Annotated in this window: 17 protein-coding genes and 1 tRNA gene; 3 read left to right on the top strand and 15 right to left on the bottom strand. The window is 70.9% G+C overall.

Going from position 1 to position 17,135, the window contains the following annotated elements; translation table 11 throughout:
- The first annotated feature begins 85 nt into the window (after positions 1 to 85).
- A complete protein-coding gene (locus ACZ6QO_RS31145; protein ID WP_465856029.1) occupies positions 86 to 589 on the top strand; it encodes a nucleotide triphosphate diphosphatase NUDT15 in 504 nt (167 codons plus the stop codon).
- On the opposite strand, the gene ACZ6QO_RS31140 is transcribed toward ACZ6QO_RS31145, so the two are convergent.
- Both ACZ6QO_RS31140 and ACZ6QO_RS31135 read right to left on the bottom strand, forming a co-directional pair.
- Complete coding sequence (locus ACZ6QO_RS31140; RefSeq protein ID WP_465855881.1) at positions 559 to 987, bottom strand: hypothetical protein; 429 nt, start codon at positions 985 to 987, stop codon at positions 559 to 561. The genes ACZ6QO_RS31145 and ACZ6QO_RS31140 overlap by 31 nt on opposite strands.
- A gap of 492 nt (positions 988 to 1,479) precedes the next feature.
- Positions 1,480 to 1,556, bottom strand: a tRNA-Lys gene (locus ACZ6QO_RS31135).
- A 180-nt stretch (positions 1,557 to 1,736) separates the two neighbouring features.
- Between ACZ6QO_RS31135 and ACZ6QO_RS31130 the strand changes: the two genes are divergently transcribed.
- Positions 1,737 to 2,102, top strand: a complete 366-nt coding sequence (locus tag ACZ6QO_RS31130; RefSeq protein WP_465855879.1) for a PRC-barrel domain-containing protein — start codon at positions 1,737 to 1,739, stop codon at positions 2,100 to 2,102.
- Between the two features lie 204 nt (positions 2,103 to 2,306).
- Here ACZ6QO_RS31130 and ACZ6QO_RS31125 read toward each other — a convergent pair whose 3' ends face one another.
- From ACZ6QO_RS31125 to ACZ6QO_RS31065, 13 genes are all read right to left on the bottom strand, one after another.
- Positions 2,307 to 3,683 carry an alkaline phosphatase family protein gene (locus ACZ6QO_RS31125; protein WP_465855877.1) on the bottom strand — a complete coding sequence of 459 codons (1,377 nt, stop codon included), beginning with the start codon at positions 3,681 to 3,683 and terminating at the stop codon, positions 2,307 to 2,309.
- Entirely contained in the window at positions 3,680 to 4,807 is a 1,128-nt protein-coding gene (eboE, locus tag ACZ6QO_RS31120; RefSeq protein ID WP_465855875.1) for a metabolite traffic protein EboE, read from the bottom strand. Before eboE ends, ACZ6QO_RS31125 begins: the two co-directional genes overlap by 4 nt.
- Positions 4,807 to 5,664 (bottom strand): TatD family hydrolase, encoded by an 858-nt coding sequence (locus ACZ6QO_RS31115; RefSeq protein WP_465855874.1) that lies wholly within the window; start codon positions 5,662 to 5,664, stop codon positions 4,807 to 4,809. Before ACZ6QO_RS31115 ends, eboE begins: the two co-directional genes overlap by 1 nt.
- Positions 5,664 to 6,269: an EboA domain-containing protein gene (locus ACZ6QO_RS31110; RefSeq protein WP_465855872.1), complete on the bottom strand. Its 606-nt coding sequence runs from the start codon at positions 6,267 to 6,269 to the stop codon at positions 5,664 to 5,666. Before ACZ6QO_RS31110 ends, ACZ6QO_RS31115 begins: the two co-directional genes overlap by 1 nt.
- Positions 6,266 to 7,120: a sugar phosphate isomerase/epimerase family protein gene (locus ACZ6QO_RS31105; protein ID WP_465855870.1), complete on the bottom strand. Its 855-nt coding sequence runs from the start codon at positions 7,118 to 7,120 to the stop codon at positions 6,266 to 6,268. The genes ACZ6QO_RS31110 and ACZ6QO_RS31105 overlap by 4 nt, the downstream gene beginning before the upstream one ends.
- Positions 7,117 to 7,962, bottom strand: a complete 846-nt coding sequence (locus tag ACZ6QO_RS31100) for an SCO3242 family prenyltransferase (RefSeq protein ID WP_465855868.1) — start codon at positions 7,960 to 7,962, stop codon at positions 7,117 to 7,119. Before ACZ6QO_RS31100 ends, ACZ6QO_RS31105 begins: the two co-directional genes overlap by 4 nt.
- The gene (locus ACZ6QO_RS31095) at positions 7,959 to 9,110 is read right to left on the bottom strand and encodes an inositol-3-phosphate synthase (RefSeq protein ID WP_465855866.1); all 1,152 of its coding nucleotides are present in this window, start codon (positions 9,108 to 9,110) and stop codon (positions 7,959 to 7,961) included. The genes ACZ6QO_RS31100 and ACZ6QO_RS31095 overlap by 4 nt, the downstream gene beginning before the upstream one ends.
- A gap of 108 nt (positions 9,111 to 9,218) precedes the next feature.
- Positions 9,219 to 10,226, bottom strand: a complete 1,008-nt coding sequence (locus tag ACZ6QO_RS31090; RefSeq protein WP_465855864.1) for a sugar phosphate isomerase/epimerase family protein — start codon at positions 10,224 to 10,226, stop codon at positions 9,219 to 9,221.
- Positions 10,223 to 10,390, bottom strand: coding sequence for a hypothetical protein (locus tag ACZ6QO_RS31085; protein ID WP_465855862.1), 168 nt, complete (start codon positions 10,388 to 10,390; stop codon positions 10,223 to 10,225). The genes ACZ6QO_RS31090 and ACZ6QO_RS31085 overlap by 4 nt, the downstream gene beginning before the upstream one ends.
- Complete coding sequence (locus tag ACZ6QO_RS31080; protein WP_465855860.1) at positions 10,387 to 11,448, bottom strand: ABC transporter substrate-binding protein; 1,062 nt, start codon at positions 11,446 to 11,448, stop codon at positions 10,387 to 10,389. The genes ACZ6QO_RS31085 and ACZ6QO_RS31080 overlap by 4 nt, the downstream gene beginning before the upstream one ends.
- An 83-nt stretch (positions 11,449 to 11,531) precedes the next feature.
- Complete coding sequence (locus tag ACZ6QO_RS31075) at positions 11,532 to 12,566, bottom strand: ABC transporter permease (RefSeq protein WP_465855858.1); 1,035 nt, start codon at positions 12,564 to 12,566, stop codon at positions 11,532 to 11,534.
- Positions 12,563 to 14,050, bottom strand: a complete 1,488-nt coding sequence (locus ACZ6QO_RS31070) for a sugar ABC transporter ATP-binding protein (protein ID WP_465855856.1) — start codon at positions 14,048 to 14,050, stop codon at positions 12,563 to 12,565. The genes ACZ6QO_RS31075 and ACZ6QO_RS31070 overlap by 4 nt, the downstream gene beginning before the upstream one ends.
- Before the next feature lie 264 nt (positions 14,051 to 14,314).
- Positions 14,315 to 15,601, bottom strand: a complete 1,287-nt coding sequence (locus ACZ6QO_RS31065) for an ROK family protein (protein WP_465855854.1) — start codon at positions 15,599 to 15,601, stop codon at positions 14,315 to 14,317.
- A 238-nt stretch (positions 15,602 to 15,839) separates the two neighbouring features.
- On the opposite strand from ACZ6QO_RS31065, the gene ACZ6QO_RS31060 reads away from it, so the two are divergent.
- A partial coding sequence (locus tag ACZ6QO_RS31060) for an ROK family protein (protein ID WP_465855852.1) occupies positions 15,840 to 17,135 on the top strand: 1,296 nt, incomplete at its 3' end.

Genomic DNA, 17,135 nt, shown 5'->3' with positions numbered 1-17,135 from the left:
GGTCACCAAGCTCGAACCCCACGCCCTCGCATAACGGTGATACAGGCGGATTACGTCGTCATGTATTTTGACCCTTGAACCATCCATGTACTGTGGTTGCCTTGGTGGCTCTAAACTGACGCCGACGAGCAGGTCTCGAGTGGAGGTTTGTATGCCCCAGCCCACTTCGTCAACCGAACCTCCGCAGCGCCCGAAGGTGGGCGTCGGCGTGATGCTCGTCAAGGACGGCAAAGTCCTGCTGGGGAAAAGACGGGGCGCGCATGGCGACGACACGTACGGCTGGTGCGGGGGACACGTCGAGTTCGGGGAGACGCTAGAGGAGGCGGCACGCCGCGAGGTGCGGGAAGAGACCGGAATCGAGGTTCACGACCTGTTGTTTCTCTGCGTCAGCAACATCATTCGCTACGGGAAGCACTACCTTGACGTAGAATTCATGAGTGTTGACTTCAAAGGACAGCCCGAGGTCCACGAGGAAGATCGTGTGGAGCGATGGGCGTGGTACGGCCTGGAGGAGTTGCCGGGCCCCCTATTCGGTGCCGTCGAGTTAGCCATCGACAGTTACAGAAGCGGGAGAAAGTACAATCCATGAAGGCCGAATTCGAGCTGGTGCCGGCGAGGAGTCAGGTTTCGGCTGGACGGATTCGAGACATAAGTAGCGACTGCGAGTTGAAGTTGTGTCTTCGTACCAAGACCGCGGTGTGCGGATGAGCATTCCAAGACGTCGAGGCGGATGTTCCCCAACTTCATCCCTGCACGTGCCGAGTACAGGGCCGACTTCGCCGCTTCGAGCAGCTCGTCGCGCACAGCTTCCGGGAGATCGGCTTCCCAGCCGACATCAGTGGTCGGAGCGGGAGAAGCGGTGATGCGGATGCGGGGTTCGGTAACCATAATCCCGACGCCACCATCGACACGGCCGGACTTCGAGCCATTCATGTCGATCAGCGATAAATGCAAGCGAGCTCCCGCGACCACTTCGACGGCTGCCATAGTGACTACCTCGCCAGACCTTGGGCCAGATAAGCGGCTATATATACCGGAGCGTTCCAGACGCTGTTGAGCTCGTCTTCTGAGACTACCTCCGCAGTAGGTGCGGGTACAGTGCCGCTTTTTCATCCTGAGCAGTGGTCTTCCTCGGTGTCCTGTAGGACGAAGGTGGCCTGACCAAGCGCGGTGGCACGTCGAACGGTCGACCGCATGAGGGCACAGTTGCGGACCACGCCCGGCGCGGAGCACACGGCATGACGGTCGAAGCGCGCCAGAGCGACTGTCACACCGGACGCGGTTGGCAGCCTTCCCGCGTGGAAGTACCGCAGCGTAAGGGATGCAGATATAAGCGGCGGTCATCACTGCGAAGGACTGCTGGATAGTCATACAAAGGGCCCATCGCGGCCAAAGACCCCGCAACGGCTCGCACAGGCCTGGAGATGACTGTGGGCACCCCCCGTCAAGTGGGGATGCCCAGGTCGTCAGCTGTCGCTGTGGTGCGCCGCCAGGGACTCGAACCCCGGACCCGCTGATTAAGAGTCAGCTGCTCTAACCAACTGAGCTAGCGGCGCGTGACCCTGTCTAGGTTAGCGGTACTCAGGGGGTGCCCGTGACATCGGCCGGGGCGGGACGGGTCGATGGGCGGGCTTACCTCAGGGTGACGCGGACCTATCCGCGGATCGATGTTTCCCCGGAGATGGGCGGGTAGAGCGAAGAGTCCCGACGAAACCAATCGAAGGGAGAACAGCAAGATGCAGCAGGATCTGTGGAGCTACAGCCCGACCGTCACCGAGCCGCACCAGAGCTTCGACGTGGTCGGATATCACGTGGAGGCCACGGACGGCAAGATCGGTTCGGTGGACGACGCCACGTACGAGGTCGGCGAGAGCTACCTGATCGTCGACACCGGCCCGTGGATCTTCGGCAAGAAGGTCATGCTCCCCGCGAGCACGGTCACCCGCATCGACCCGCAGGAGAAGAAGGTCTTCGTCAGCCGCACCAAGGACGAGATCAAGGACGCTCCGGAGTTCGACGAGGCGAGCTACAAGGAGCCCGCCTACCGGAGCCAGGTCGGCGACTACTACGGCCGGTTCCCCTTCGGGCCGGGCACCCTGTAGGCACCCGCACCCAGGCCATCGCCCTCCAGGGCGCCGCGAGGCGCCCTGGAGGGTGCGCAGGAGGAAGGCCGCGCCGGACGGCGCGGCCTTTCCGCGTGCCGGACCCCGTTCAGCGCGGAAGACGCGGGCCGGCTCGTGTGATCAGGGCCGCTGGGACGGCGGCGGGCGGACGGGACGGCGGGCGGCTGCGGCCCGGTCCGGGGATCACCTCAGCGCCAGGCGCAGGAGCAGGTCCTTGACGTCGGTGGCCTCGAAGCGTTCCTGGGCGGCCGACGGGTCGGAGCAGAGGAGCACCGGGGCGTCGGCCGCGTCGGCGGGCAGCAGCCCATGGGAGCCGCGCACCCCCCGGGCGCCCGCGTCGAGCCCGACGACGTTCATCATGTAGCGCATGCCGAGCTTCTTGCGCAGCAGCGCCACCCCGGCCCGGCGCTTGGCGCCGAGGGGATCCGCAGGGTCGAAGAGGAGTTCCGCGGGGTCGTAGCCGGGCTTGCGGTGGATCTCGACCAGCCGGGCGAAGTCGGGGGCGCGCGCGTCGTCGAGCCAGTAGTAGTAGGTGAACCAGGCGTCGGGCTCGGCGAGCAGGACGAGCTCGCCGGAGCGCGAGTGGTCCAGGCCGTGCGCCCGCTTGCCGTCCTCGTCGAGCACCTCGGCGACCCCGGGTACGGACGCGCAGAGCTTGGCCACGGCCGGGATGTCGGCCGGGTCGGCCACGTAGACGTGCGCCACCTGGTGGTCGGCGACGGCGAACGCCCGCGAGGTCCACGGGTCGAGATACTCCATGCCCGCCTGGGTGTGCACGCGCAGGAAGCCCTCGGCGCGCAGCGTCCGGTTGACGTCCACCGGGCGGGAGACGTCGGTGATCCCGTACTCCGACAGGACCACGACGGTGCGCCCCCGTGCCGCGGCGGCGTCCAGCAGCGGGGCCAGCACGCCGTCCAGCTCGGCGGCCGCCGCGGCGGAGCGCGGGTCGGACGGGCCGTACCGTTGCAGGTCGTAGTCGAGGTGCGGCACGTAGGCCAGCGTCAGGTCGGGGTTGTGCCTGGCCATGACCTGCTCGGTGGCGCGGCAGATCCAGGCCGACGAGGCGATGCCCGCGCCCGGCCCCCAGTAGGTGAACAGGGGGAAGGTTCCGAGAGCGGACGTGAGCTCGTCGTGCAGCTCGGGCGGGTAGGTGTAGCAGTCGGGGTCCTTGCGCCCGTCGGCGTGGTAGATCGGCCGCGGGGTGACGGTCCAGTCGACGTCGGCGCCCATGGCGTACCACCAGCACACGTTGGCCACGGTGAAGCCGGGCCGCTCCCGCCGGGCGGCGTGCCACAGTTTGTCCCCGCCGACGAGCGCGTTGTGCTGGCGCCACAGCAGGACTTCGCCGAGGTCGCGGAAGTACCAGCCGTTGCCGACGATGCCGTGCTCGGCGGGCGGCGCGCCGGTGAGGAAGGTCGACTGCACCGAGCAGGTGACGGCGGGCAGGACGGTGCCCAGTTCCGCCTGGAAGCCGTCCGCGGCGACGGCGCGCAGCCGCGGCATGTGGGCCAGCAGCCTCGGGGTCAGGCCCACCACGTCCAGGACCAGCAACGATGTCATGCTTTCACTCCAAGGTGGCGAAGTTCGGCGCGGACGAAGTCCAGTTCGTCGGCGATGCCCTCGGCGAGCTGCTCGGGGGTCCGCGGGCGCAGCGCGGCCGGCAGGACGCCCCAGGTGTAGGTCTCCACGTCGAAGTGGTCGCACAGCGGGGCCGGCCCGCCGGCGAGTTCCGCGAGCGCCTCGCGCAGCAGCGGCGTGGTCGCCGCGAGCGGCGCGGCCGGTGAGACGTGCAGCGGCACGTGGTAGTGCACCCGCCACGGCCCCGGCAACCCTCGGTCGAGGGCCTCGTCGAGGTCGTCGGCGGCCTCGCCCGACGGGGTGCGCGTCTGGTGCAGGAAACGCGGCTCGACGTACTCGCGCAGCGCTTCGGGCTCGGCGGTCTCCAGGGCCGCGGAGAGCTGGACCTTGACGATGGGCAGGCCGGCGTCGCGCAGCGCGCTGAGCGCGTCGGCCGGCCGTTCCCAGGCGCAGGCCAGGTGGGCGAGGTCGACGCAGACGCCGAGCCGGTCGTGGTCGGCGTCCGCCAGGTGGGCGATGGCCTGCGAGGTGGTCTCGACGACGCAGCCCGGTTCGGGTTCGAACGCCACGCGCACGACGCGTCCGGTGTCGGACTCGACGGCGGCCAGACCGGCGGCGAGGTCGTCGAGCCGGCGCGCGGCCCGGCCGGCCATCGCGGCGTCCCACGGCTCGCGCCAGGCCAGCGGCAGGGTGGAGACCGAGCCGCGGGCGGCGTCGTCCGGCAGCAGGTCCGCGAGGACGCGCGCCAGGTCCAGGGTGTAGGACAGCCGCTCCGGCGTCGTCCAGTCGGGGTGGTAGACCGCGTGCTTGACCACGGGGTCCTGGAAGGAGCGGTAGGGGAAGCCGTTGAGGGTCACGACCTCCAGGCCCCGCGCGGCCAGCTCCCGGCGCAGCCTCGCGCGCAGCGCCGGGTCGGCGGCGAGGGCGGCGGCGACGGGCGCGGCCAGCCAGAGCCCGAGCCCGAGGACGTCGGCGCCGAGGCGGTCGCGGATCGGGACGGCGTAGCCGTCGAACTGGGCGATGATGCCGTCCAGATCCTCGGCCGGGTGCACGTTGGTGCAGTAGCTCAGATGCAGCGGCGTCCCCGCGGGGTGCGACAGCCGCATCAGCTGCCCCCGCGTTTGATGGAGCTGCCGGCGAAGGTCGGCTCACCCGCGTCGACGTCGGCGCCGGTCAGGTCCAGGCGCCCGGACTGGCCGTAGAACTCGACCGGGTTGCGCCACAGCACGCGGTCGACGTCGTCGTCGGTGAACCCGGCGGCCAGCATCGCCCTGCCGGTCTCCAGCGTGAGCAGCGGGTCGGACACGCCCCAGTCGGCCGCGGAGTTGACCAGCATCCGCTCGGGCCCGTGCTTGCGCAGGATCTCCACCATGCGCTCGGGCGACATCTTGGTCTCAGGGTAGATGGAGAAGCCCATCCAGCATCCGGATTCGTGCACGATGTCGACGGTGACCTCGTTGAGGTGGTCCACGACGACCCGTCCGGGCGCGATCCCGGAGGCGGCGACGACCTCGACGGTGCGCCGGGTGCCACGGGCCTTGTCGCGGTGGGGGGTGTGCACGAGCGCGGGCAGGTCGTGCTCGACGGCCAGGGCGAGCTGCCGTTCGAACGCGTCGTCCTCCTCGGGCGTCATCGAGTCGTAGCCGATCTCGCCGACCGCGACGACGTGGTCCTTGTCCAGGTAGCGCGGGAGCAGGTCGAGCACGGGCCGGCAGCGCGGGTCGTTCGCCTCTTTGGGGTTCAGCGCGATGGTCGCGTAGTGGACGACGCCGAACTGCGCGGCCCGGTACGGCTCCCAGCCGAGCAGCGAGTCGAAGTAGTCGGTGAAGGAGCCGGGGTTGGTGCGGGGCTGTCCCAGCCAGAAGGCGGGCTCCACGACGGCCTGGACTCCGGCGGCGGCCATCCGCGCGTAGTCGTCGGTGGTGCGCGACGTCATGTGGATGTGCGGGTCGAAAATGCGCATCAAGCCTCCTTTTGGGTGAGACGGTCGAGCAGGGCGGCCGCGTCGGCGGGCATGGGACGCCCGGCCGCCGCGCGCTCGTCGGCGAACGCGGCCAGCATGGCCGCCAGTTCTCGGTCGGCCCGCTCGTCCAGCCGGTCGACGGCGGCCAGCGGCACGCCCATGAACACGCATTTGAGCACCGCCTGCCGCCAGGCGACCTGGTCGAGGTGGCGGGCGTACGGACCGAGCGCGGCCGCCACCAGGCGCGTGTCGTTCGTGCGGAGAGCGTCGTGCAGCAGCGGCACCGCGGCCGCGCCGACGTCGAGCATCGGCAGCGCCTTGAGCACGGCGCGTTTCTCGTCGGCGTCGCCGTAGCGGTAGAGCTCGCCGATCTCGGTGCCCAGCAGGTCCGGGGGCAGCGCGGCCAGCAGCAGCGCCCGCGCGGCCTCGTCCGCCGTCCAGCCGGGCTCCTCGGGCAGGGCACGCCTGCCGACGCGCCGCCCGGCCGCGGCGAAGGACCGGCCGATCGTCTCGGGCCGCTCGGCGGCCGCGGCCAGCGCGTCCCGCAGCCACTCCCCCGGCGATGTGTCGCGCAGCGCGGCGCTCAGCCGCTGCGTCAGCGTCATGACAAGCTCCCTTCCGCCTCGCGCGACGCCTTCTCGGCCGCGCGCAGGAAGTCGATCGAACGCTCGGCGACGGCGGGCGCGGCGTGGGAATGGCGGGGCAGCTCGACCGCGACCAGGCCCTGGTAGCCGGCGTCGGTGAGCGCGCGCAGCACCGGCGGGAAGTCGATCTCGCCGTCGCCGAACTCCAGGTGCTCGTGCGTGCCGCGCCGCATGTCGTCGATCTGGACGTTGACCAGGTGCCCGGCGACGCCCGCGACGCAGGCGGGCACCGGGTCGGGCTCGTTGCAGCGGCAGTGCCCGATGTCGAGCGTGATGCCGAAGCCGTCGGGCGCGCCGAGGGCCTGGTGCAGCCGGCGCCAGCCGGCGATGGTGTCCACGAGCATGCCCGGCTCCGGTTCGAAGCCCAGCGGCACGCCGGCCTCTCGCGCGGTCTCGGCGACCCGCTCGCATCCGCCGACCAGCCGGTCCCAGGCGACGGCCTCGCCGAGCGGGGCCGGGCGGATGCCGGACCAGAACGACACCGCCTCGGCGCCGAGGTCGGCTCCGATCGCGACGGCGCGGCGCAGGAAGTCCACCCGCAGGTCGCGGTCGTCGTCGAGCAGCGTCGGGGCGTGCTTGCGCCGCGGATCGAGCAGGTAGCGCGCACCGGTCTCCACGACCACCGCCAGGTCGAGGGCGCGCAGCCGGTCGGCGACCCGCGCCACCCGCCGTGCCAGCCCGTCGGCGTACGGGTCGAGGTGGCAGTGGTCGAGCGTCAGCGCCACGCCCTCGTAGCCGAGGCCGGCGATGACGTCGAGGGCGTCCGTCAGCCGGTGGTTGCCGAAGCCGTTGGTGCCGTAGCCGAGTCTCATGTCGCGGCGATCTTCTTGACCAGGCGCCGGGCCAGCGGGGCCGCCGCGGCGAGCATGAGCGCGACGCGGGGTGCGCCGCCGCGCGCGGTGAGGGCGCCCTGGAGGGCGGGCAGGCTGACGATGCCCGCGGTGACCGCGTCGCGGACGCGTCCCGGCGAGGGGTCGGCGACGGCGCGCGCCTGGGGAAGCCCGAACTGGGCGGCGTACCAGCCGGCGAGGGCGGGCTGCGTCCCGTTGGCGCTGCCGCGGACGGTGGCGGCGGTGAGCGCGACGGTGCCCGCCAGCGTCGCCGCGGGCACGTGCGGACGCGCACCCGACACCTCTCCGTGGGAGAGCGCGGTGAGCAGGTACGTGTGGGCGGCGATCGTGGCGGCGGACGGCAGCGCGGCGGCGGTCGAGGACCCGGAGGTGGCGCCCAGCAGCACGTCGAGGCCGCGGCACAGGGCCATGGCCGCCGGGCCGGCGGCCGTGCTCTTGGCGAGCACGTCGTACGCCCAGACGGCGGCGGCCAGCGGCGCGGCGACCGCCAGGGCGCGCCTGCCGCCCGCGAGCCCCGCCACGGCGACGCCGGCGACGGTGAGCCCCACCGCGGTGCCGAGGGCCGCGTTCGCCGACACCCGTCCCGAGGGGATGGGACGCTCGGGGCGCTCCACGGCGTCGAGATGCCGGTCGGCCCAGTCGTTGGCGGCCATCCCCGCCCAGTACAGGCAGACCGAGGAGCAGGCCAGACCGGCGGTGCGGCGGCCGAGCACCCCGGCGGCGGCCGCCCCGGCGACCACGTCGCCGGGGACCGACAGCGCGGCCGGAGCGCGGATCAGGTCCAGCAGGTCGCGCAGCTTCATCGGGGTGTGCTCCGCGGGCCGTACGAGGCGACGGCCTCGCCCAGCGCCCGCCACTGGTCGGCCAGGGCGTGCGGGACCTGTCCGAGGGGGTCTTTGAAGAAGAAGGCGAGTTCGGTGAGCGGGCCCGTGCGCCCGGCGCGGTGGGCGGCCGACGTCAGCCGGGCCAGGTCGAGGATCAACGGCGCGGCGAGCGCGGAGTCGCAGCCGTGCCAGCTGAACTCCATGCGCATGCGCGTGCCGAGGAAGCCCTCGAAGGTGATCAGGTCCCACGCGGTCTTGAAGTCGTCGAGGTCCTCGACGAAGTCGATGCGGGTGTCGCCCTGCGGGGAGTAGCCGAGCGTCTCGGCCAGCACCCGCTGCTTGCTGGCGGACTTGGCCGCGTTCGCCGCCGGATCGGCCAGGTTGGCGCCGTCGCCGCCGCCCAGCAGGTTGAGCCCCGACCAGCTGCGCACCTTCAGGTTGCGCTGGACGAACATCGGGGCGAGCACCGACTTGACGAGCGTCTCGCCGGTCTTGCCGTCGTGTCCCCCGTACGGGAGCCCCTGCCTGCGGGCCAGCGCGTCGAGGGCGGGCAGGCGGGCGCCGGTGGACGGGGTGAAGTCGACGTACGGGCAGCCGGCGCGCAGCGCGGCGTAGGCGGCCAGGGAACTGGGCGGCAGGACGGGATCGGGGCCGTGCAGCGCGGTTTCCAGCGCGTCGAGGTCGGCGTGGGCGGGATGCGGCGGCGGCGCCGGTTCGGTGGTCGACACGTTGATCACGACGACCCGGTCGAGCCCGTGGCGCCGGCGGAACCGGTCGAGGTCGGCGCCGATGTCCTGCGCCACCTCGGCCTGGGTGGGGCGGTCCGGCAGCGGCCGCACGTCCTGTTCGATCGTAAGGAGGGCTTCGCGGACGGCCTCGGCGAGCCGTGCCGGGACGATGCCCGCCTCGGCCAGCGCGGCGGCCTTCTTGTCCAGGGAGACCGAGGAGATGTCGTGGCCGCCGAAGACCAGGTCGCCGAGGCCCGGCAGGGCGTCGCTGTGCAGCTCGGGCGTCTCAAGGACGCACCCGGTCGGCGCGGCGAGGCCCGCCCGGACCGCCAGGGCTCCGATCATGCTGGTGACCGCGACCGATCCTCTCGCTCCGATCAGCCATACTCCGGTACTCATCAGTCTCCTCTCGCGGGGGTTCGAGACGGCAAGGCGCGCCCCGCAGGGCGCTCCGCAGGTGAGCTCTCGCGGGCGGCGGCACGGTGCGGCCGCCGCCCGCGAGAGGTGTCATTCGGTGGAGAAGGCGGCGTCGAAGGCGGCGGTGGGGGGTGTGATGGCGTTGAGGCCTCTGACGTAGGCCAGGGCCTCGGGGGCGCCGGCGAGGCGGTCCATGCCGGCGTCCTCCCACTCGACGGAGATCGGGCCGTCGTAACCGATGGAGTTCAACGCCCGGAAGCAGTCCTCCCACGGCACATCCCCCCGCCCGGTGGACACGAAGTCCCAGCCCCGGCGCAGGTCGGCCCACGGCAGATGCGACGACAACCGCCCCCGCCGCCCGTCACCGATCCGGACCTTGGCGTCCTTGCAGTCCACGTGGTAGATCCGGTCGGCGAAGTCCAGGATGAAGTTCACCGGGTCGATCTGCTGCCACACCATGTGCGAGGGGTCCCAGTTCAGCCCGAACGCCGCACGATGCCCGATCGCCTCCAGCGCGGCGACCGTGGTGTGGTAGTCGTAGGCGATCTCGCTGGGGTGCACCTCGTGGGCGAACCGCACCCCGACCTCGTCGAACACATCCAAGATCGGGTTCCACCGGTCGGCGAAGTCCTGGTAGCCGGCCTCGATCATCGACGGCGGCACCGGCGGGAACATCGCCACCGTGTGCCAGATCGACGAACCGGTGAACCCCACCACCGTGTTCACCCCCAGCTTGGCCGCCGCCCGCGCGGTGTCCTTGATCTCCTCGGCCGCCCGCCGGCGCACCCCTTCGGGCTCGCCGTCGCCCCAGATCCGCGCGGGCAGGATCCCCTTGTGCCGCTCGTCGATCGGACTGTCGCACACCGCCTGACCGACCAGATGGCTGGAGATCGTCCACACCTTCAACCCGTGCTTGTCCAAGATCTCCAGCTTGCGCGGAATGTAAGATTCATCGGCCAGCGCCTTGTCGACCTCGAAATGATCACCCCAGCAGGCGATCTCCAGACCGTCATAGCCCCACTCGCCGGCCAGACGGCACACCTCCTCGAACGGCAGATCGGCCCACTGACCGGTGAAAAGCGTGATCGGCCTCGTCATGATCCCTCCACAGTCGTGAAGCGGCTGCCGGCAGCCGCGCTCCGCTCGACGGCGGCCGGCACTCTCCGTACCCGCGGGCCGTCGTCGAAGGATGGCTCGCGGGCGGCGTCGGACGCAATCGATTCGATGAAGTACTTCGCCGCGTGGGCGAGGACGGGTGTCATGACTCGAACCCGAGTGGCAGGTACTTCTGCGCGTTGTCCTTGACGATGGTCTCCGACGTCAGCGTGATCGACTGCGGCACCTGCTGCTCGACCAGATCGCTCAGCCCCTTGCCCTGCGCGATCAACCGCGCCAGCTTGATCGCCGAAGCCGCCATCGTCGGGCTGTAGGTCACCGTCGCCTTCAGCACACCCGAATCCGCCGCGATGTCACGCATCGCGTTCGCCGACCCCGCACCACCGACCATGAAGAACTCGTCGCGCCCGGCCTCCTTCACCGCCGCCAGCACACCGATGCCCTGGTCATCGTCATGGTTCCAGATCGCATCGATCTTCTTGTGCGCCTGCAGCAGGTTGCTCGCCACCTGCGTACCCGACTCCACCGTGAACTTGGCGTCCTGCTGAGCGGTCACCGAGAACCCGTAGGTCTTCAACGCATCGGCGAAACCCTTGCTGCGATCCTGCGTCAACGGCAACGTCGCGATGCCCTGGATCTCCAGGATCACCGGGTTCGAAACGCCCTTGTCCTTCAGCGTCTTACCGATGTAAGTACCGGCGGCCACCCCCATTCCGTAATTATCACCACCAATCCACGTACGGTAGGACAACTTGTCAGGAAATACCCGGTCGAGGTTGATCACCGGGATACCGGCGTCCATCGCCTTGCGCGCGACCTGGTTGAGCTGCTCACCGTCGTTCGGCAGGATCACCAGCGCGCCGACCTTCGCCGCGATCAGCGACTCCACCGCCGAGATCTGCTGGTTGATGTCATTGGTCGGCTCCACCGGCTTGAACTCCACATCGGAGTACTGCTTCGCCGCGTCCTGCGCGTTCTTGGTGATCGCCGCGATCCAGCCGTGATCGGCCGCCGGCGCCGAGAACCCGATGACGACCTTCTCGCCCGGCTTGTCGTTGTCCGTCCCCGCCACCGCGGCCGCCTGCGTCGCGGCGGCGGAGGGAGCCGCCTTGGGCTCGTTGCTCGTGCAGGCGCTCACCAGGGCGCCCGCGCCGACGACGGCTCCGCTCACCAGGAACCCGCGCCGGCCTACGTTCTTTTCCATGATCTCTCCTTTGGGTACAGCCGACCGCCCGCGCGGTCCGGCCGCGGAGCCCTCGTCCGCGAAGCGGAGAGGGCTCCGCGGTTTCAGGTGCCTGTCGCCAGGCTTCGCCGCTGCAACAGCACGGCGGCGACGATGATGATCCCCTTGGCGATGAGCTGGTCGCTCGTGTTCAGCCCGTTCAGGATGAACAGGTTGGTGATCAACGTGAAGATCAGCAGCCCGAGGATCGAGCCGATGATGCTTCCCCTGCCGCCGGTGAGCAGGGTCCCCCCGATGATGACCGCGGCGATCGCGTCGAGTTCGTACAGATCGCCGTGGGTGGACGAACCGGTCGTCGTCCTGGCCATGATCAGCACTGCCGCGATGCCGCAGCACAGTCCGGACAGCGCGTACAGCAGCACGGTGTGGCGGCGCACGTCGATGCCGGCCAGGCGCGCCGCCTCCGGGTTGCCGCCGACCGCGTAGGTGCGCCTGCCGAACGTGGTGCGGTTCAGCAGGACCCAGCCCAGCAGCACGACGACGGCGAAGATGTAGACCAGCAGCGGCAGGCCGAGCACCCGCGTCGTGGACAGGTCCACGATCGCCTCGTTGCCCTGCTGCACCAGCTGGGTCTTGCGGTCCGACATCCGCTGGGCCAGCCCGCGGGCGGCCACCAGCATCGCGAGCGTCGCGATGAACGGCACCATCCGCCCGTAGGAGATCAGCAGCCCGTTCACCACGCCGGCGCCGACGCCGACCATCACGGCGCACACGATCATCACGAACGGGCCGTAGGACTGCGTGGCCAGCGTGGTGGCCCACACCGAGGCCAGCGCCATCAGGGCGCCGACCGACAGGTCGATGCCGCCGCCGATGATCACGAAGGTCATGCCGACGGTGATCACGCCGATGGTCGCGGTCAGCGACAGCACGCTCACCAGGTTGGACCCGGTGCCGAAGGCGTCGGGCGCGGTGATCATGCCCACCGCCGCCAGCAACGCGAGCGCGATGATCAGTCCGAGATGGGGGATCGCCCCCAGCCGGTTCAGCGTCGTCGCCGCGGGGACGGGTCCACCGGCGGTCCGCGCCCGGCCGGTCACCCCCTGTTCGTCCACCACGGGCTTCAGGGAGTCGCTCACGCCGGTCTTCCTTCCATGATCATGTCGAGGACGTCGTGTTCGTCGAGGGCCCGGGCGTCGCTCTCGTGGATCACGCGCCCCTCCCGGATGACCAGCACCCGGTCGGCCAGGCCGAGCACCTCGGGCACCTCGCTGGAGACCAGCAGCACCCCGAGGCCCTCGTCGGCCAGCTTCCTGATGACGGCGTACAGCTCGGCCCTGGCGCCGACATCGACGCCGCGGGTCGGCTCGTCCAGCAGCAGCAGCCTGCGGCCGTTGATGAGCCAGCGCGCCAGCACCGCCTTCTGCTGGTTGCCGCCGGAGAGGTTCTTGATCGGCCGATCGAGTTGGCGCGGACGGATGTCCAGGTCATCGGCCTGGCGCCAGGCGTCGGCCGCCTCCCGGCCGCGGTTCATCCAGCCGAACCTGGCGTAACGGCCGAGGCTGCTCAGTGAGATGTTGCGCATGACGCTCTGGTCGAGCAGCAGCGCCTGGGCCTTGCGCTCCTCGGGGGCGAGCCCCATGCCGGCCCGTACGGCGCGCGTGGTGCTGCCGCCGCGCACCGGGACGCCCTCCACGACGACCCGGCCCTCGGCGCGACGGGCTCCGTAGATCGCCTCGATGATCTCCGACCGGCCCGACCCCACCAGCCCGGCCAGCCCGACGATCTCCCCGGCGCGCACGGTGAACGACACGTCCCTGACCCGGCCGGGAACGCTCAGCCCCTCCACGCGCAGGATCTCGGGACGGCCGTCGTGGCCGCCGGCCTCGAGGCGGGGCGGGAAGACGTGCTCGACGTTGCGGCCGGTCATCAGCGAGACCACCTGCGAGGTGGGCGTCTCCTTGGCCGGGAGCCCGACCGCGACCGTGCGCCCGTCCTTCAGGACCGTGACCCGGTCGCCGATCTCGCGGATCTCCTCCAGCCGGTGCGAGATGTAGATCACCGCCACGCCGCGCGCCGTCAGGTCGCGGATGATCCGGAACAGGTTGGCCACCTCGTCGTGGGCCAGGGCCGCCGACGGCTCGTCCATCACGATCAGCCGGGTGTCGTACGAGAGCGCCCGCGCCATGCTGACCACCTGCTTGGCCGCGGGCGCCAGCCGTCCCACCTCGGTCGCCGGGCGGATCTCGCCGTGGCCGAGCCCGGTCAGCAGCTCCCGGGCGGCGCGGTTCACCTCGCCCTGGCCGACGAACCCCATCCGGGACGGTTCGTGGCCGAGGAAGATGTTCTCGGCCACGCTCAGCCCGTCGACCAGGTCCAGCTCCTGGTAGATCGTCGAGACGCCCAGCCTGATCGCGGCCGTCGGGCTGGTCAGCCGGACCTCTTCGCCGCCGAAGGCGATGGTGCCCTCGTCGGGCTGGTGCGCTCCGGCCAGCACCTTGATGAGGGTCGACTTGCCCGCGCCGTTCTGGCCGAGCAGGCAGTGCACCTCCCCGGCGCGAACGTCGAGGTCGACGCCGTCCAGGGCGCGCACGCCGGGGAACTGCTTGACGATTCCTCGCATGACGAGGAGAGACGCCGAGTCGGGAGATGACCGCGGCACGAAGAGCCTCCGGGGGGTGTGTCTGGGCGGCCGAGGGGAGAGGGGGTCCCGTTCGCCGACCGGGCCAGACGGCACAACTGGGACGGCACCGAAGTCGGCGAGGACGGTGCCGTCACAGCTCTGACCGGCGGTCGGCGAACGGGACGTTCGGGGGGTGAACGGCCGGAAGGAACAGGGGATGCGTCGAGGGTGTGGGGAGTGGTCGCTGCCTTCCGTGCCTGGGTTCTACGAGTGGCGGATCGCGATGGTGGTGGGGTCGGACAGCACCCGCTGGATGACGACGTTGACCGCGCCCCGTGAGGCCGCGCCGAAGCCCAGGGTGGAGGCGGCGAAGCCGCAGCGGTCGGCGACGACGGTCATGCTCAGCCGGTCCAGCTCCGTCTGCGCGACGGGGATGAGCCGGTCGGCGAGCCGGGCGAAGTATCCGCCCAGCACGACGACCCGCGGGTTGAAAAGGTTGATCAGCAGCGCGGTGCCGCGCCCGAGCCACCGGCCCACCTCGGTGATCGCGGCCTCGACCCGTGGATCGCCTTCGGCCCACCGTTGGTCGATCTCCGCCAGCCGCTCCTCGGGATCGCGCACGAGCTGCTGGTCGGTGCCATGGACGTGGTCGGGACCCGCCATCCGCACCAGCGCCGCCAGGCCCACCTTGGTCTCCCAGCAGCCGATCCGGCCGCACCCGCACAGGTCGCCGGACGGGTCCACCACGACGTGGCCGACCTCTCCGGCGAAGCCGTCCGCCCCGCCCAGGGGACGGCCGCCGGAGATGATGCCGCAGCCCACGCCGACCTCCCCGGTGAGGTAGACCATGTCGGGCGTGCCCATGGCGACCCCTGAGGTGTACTCGGCCAGCGCGGCGAGGTTGGCGTCGTTGTCGATGGTGACGGGCACCTCCGCGGAGATGCCGGCGGACAGCAGCCGCTCGACCACCGGCACCTGCCGCCAGCCCAGGTTGGGCGCGACGACGACGGTGCCCGTGGCGGCGTTGATGAGACCGGGAACGGCCACGGTGATCCCGGCCAGCGCGACGCCGAGCCCGTCCAGGTCCGCGACGGCCTTCCCGATCACCTGGGCCAGCTTGTCGAGCGAGCGGCCGGTCCCGGCTCCCATGGAGTCGAAGCCGATCCTCCGGTCGATGAGCACCCGGCCCGCCAGGTCGGTCGCGAACGCCGCGATGTAGTCGACGTTGACCTCCAGCCCGAGGGCGCCGACCCTCGCGCCGTCGAGGGAGAGCGCGCGGCTCGGCCGCCCGACGGAGCCCTCGTGCCGCGGCCCGATCTCCTTGAGCAGCCCCCGCGCCTGCAACTCCCCCACCAGGCTGGTGATGGTGGTCTTGTTCAGGCCGGTCTCGACGGCGACCGCCGACCGGGAGCACTGGCCGCGTTCGCTGACGTGGCGCAGCACAAGGGAGAGGTTGGAACGGCGGACCGTGGTCTGGTCGGCGGGAAGTCCCGTCGTCCGGCCAGGACCCCTCGGCTCGACGAGGCGGCCGTCGGGCTGGTTGTGCTCCACGGCCCTCCCTTAATTGATTCGCATGGCTCGCCGAATTAAAGACACACAAGCCCTGGCGAGACAAGCGGCACGGGTCGGCGATCTACGTAACTTTCGCGTAACGGGACATTTTTGCTGCTGACCTGCCATGTCCCCGTACGATGCCAACTCGTTACCTCGCAACGGAGTGCATAACGGACATCCGCGTGTTACAAACCTCATTAATTGATCACGGAGATAAACGAAGGGCGGTGACCGCGTGACACAGGACCCGCGCCTGCTCCGCGCGGCGAGCGGCACCGCCTCTCCCACGAGCGCCACCGCGCTACGCAGGGCGAACCTGTCGTCAGTGCTTCGTCAGCTGCGCGACCATGTGTCACGTTCCAGAGCCGACATCGCCGACGCGACGGGCCTGCACCGCGCCACGGTCTCCAACCTGGTGGCCGAACTTCTCGAACGGCGCCTGGTGCGGGAAGTGGGCATCGAGCACGTCGGCGCGGTCGGCCGTCCCCGGCGGGCGGTGGCGCTGCACGGCGCCCACGTCGGCGCGCTGGGACTGGAGATCAACGTCGACTACATCTCGGTGCACGGCCGCGACCTTCGCGGTCATGTCCTGGTGGAGCGCCGCGTCAGCTTCGACGCGGTCGGCAGCGGGGCCGACCGTTCGCTGCGCCGGCTCGGCATGGTCGCCCGGGAGGCCATCGAGGCGATGAACCGCGCCGGGGCGGTCCCGGCGGGCGTCGCGGTGGCGATCCCGGCGCTGGTCGACGTGGCGCGCGGCGTCGTGAAGCTCGCACCCAACCTGGACTGGCACGACCTGCCGCTGGCCGACCGGCTGTCCGCCGCGCTCGACCCGCTGCACGTGCCGGTGATGGTGGACAACGACGCCAACCTGGCGGCGCTGGCCGAGTACACCTCGGGCGTCGCCGCCGGTACGCCGCACCTGGTCTACCTCACCGGCGAGGTCGGCGTGGGCGGCGGGATCATCGTCGACGGCAGGCTGCTCCGCGGCGCGGACGGGTTCTCCGGGGAGGTCGGGCACCTGCCCGTCGACCCGGCCGGCGCCCGCTGCGGATGCGGCCGGCACGGCTGCTGGGAGACCAAGGTGGGCCTGGCGGCGCTGGTGCGCACGGCCATGCCCGAACAGACGTACACCCACGCCGGCCTGCCGGTGTCCGACCCTGAGGAGCGGGCGACGGAGATCGCCCGGAGACTGGCCGCGGGCGACCGCGGCATGCTGGACGCGGTGGCGCAGGTAGGCCGGTGGCTCGGGCTCGGCGGCTCGATCGTGGCCAACCTGTTCAACCCGCGTGTGATCGTCGTCGGCGGCTACTTCGCCACGCTGTCCGAATGGCTGCTCCCACACGCCCAGGCGGAGCTGGACAGGCTCGTCGTGGCCCGCCCCGCCTCCCAATGCCGGTTCACCGCCTCGAACCTAGGCTTCGGGGGGGGGGGGGGGGGGGGGGGGGGGGGGGGGGGGGAAAACACCCCCCCCCCCCCCCCAAAAAACCCGGGACACGAAAAGAGAGGGGGGGGGGGAAAGAGGGGAGGAGTC

Source organism: Sphaerisporangium sp. NPDC049457 (assembly GCF_055586705.1).
This window is presented reverse-complemented; position numbering and strand designations above follow the sequence as displayed.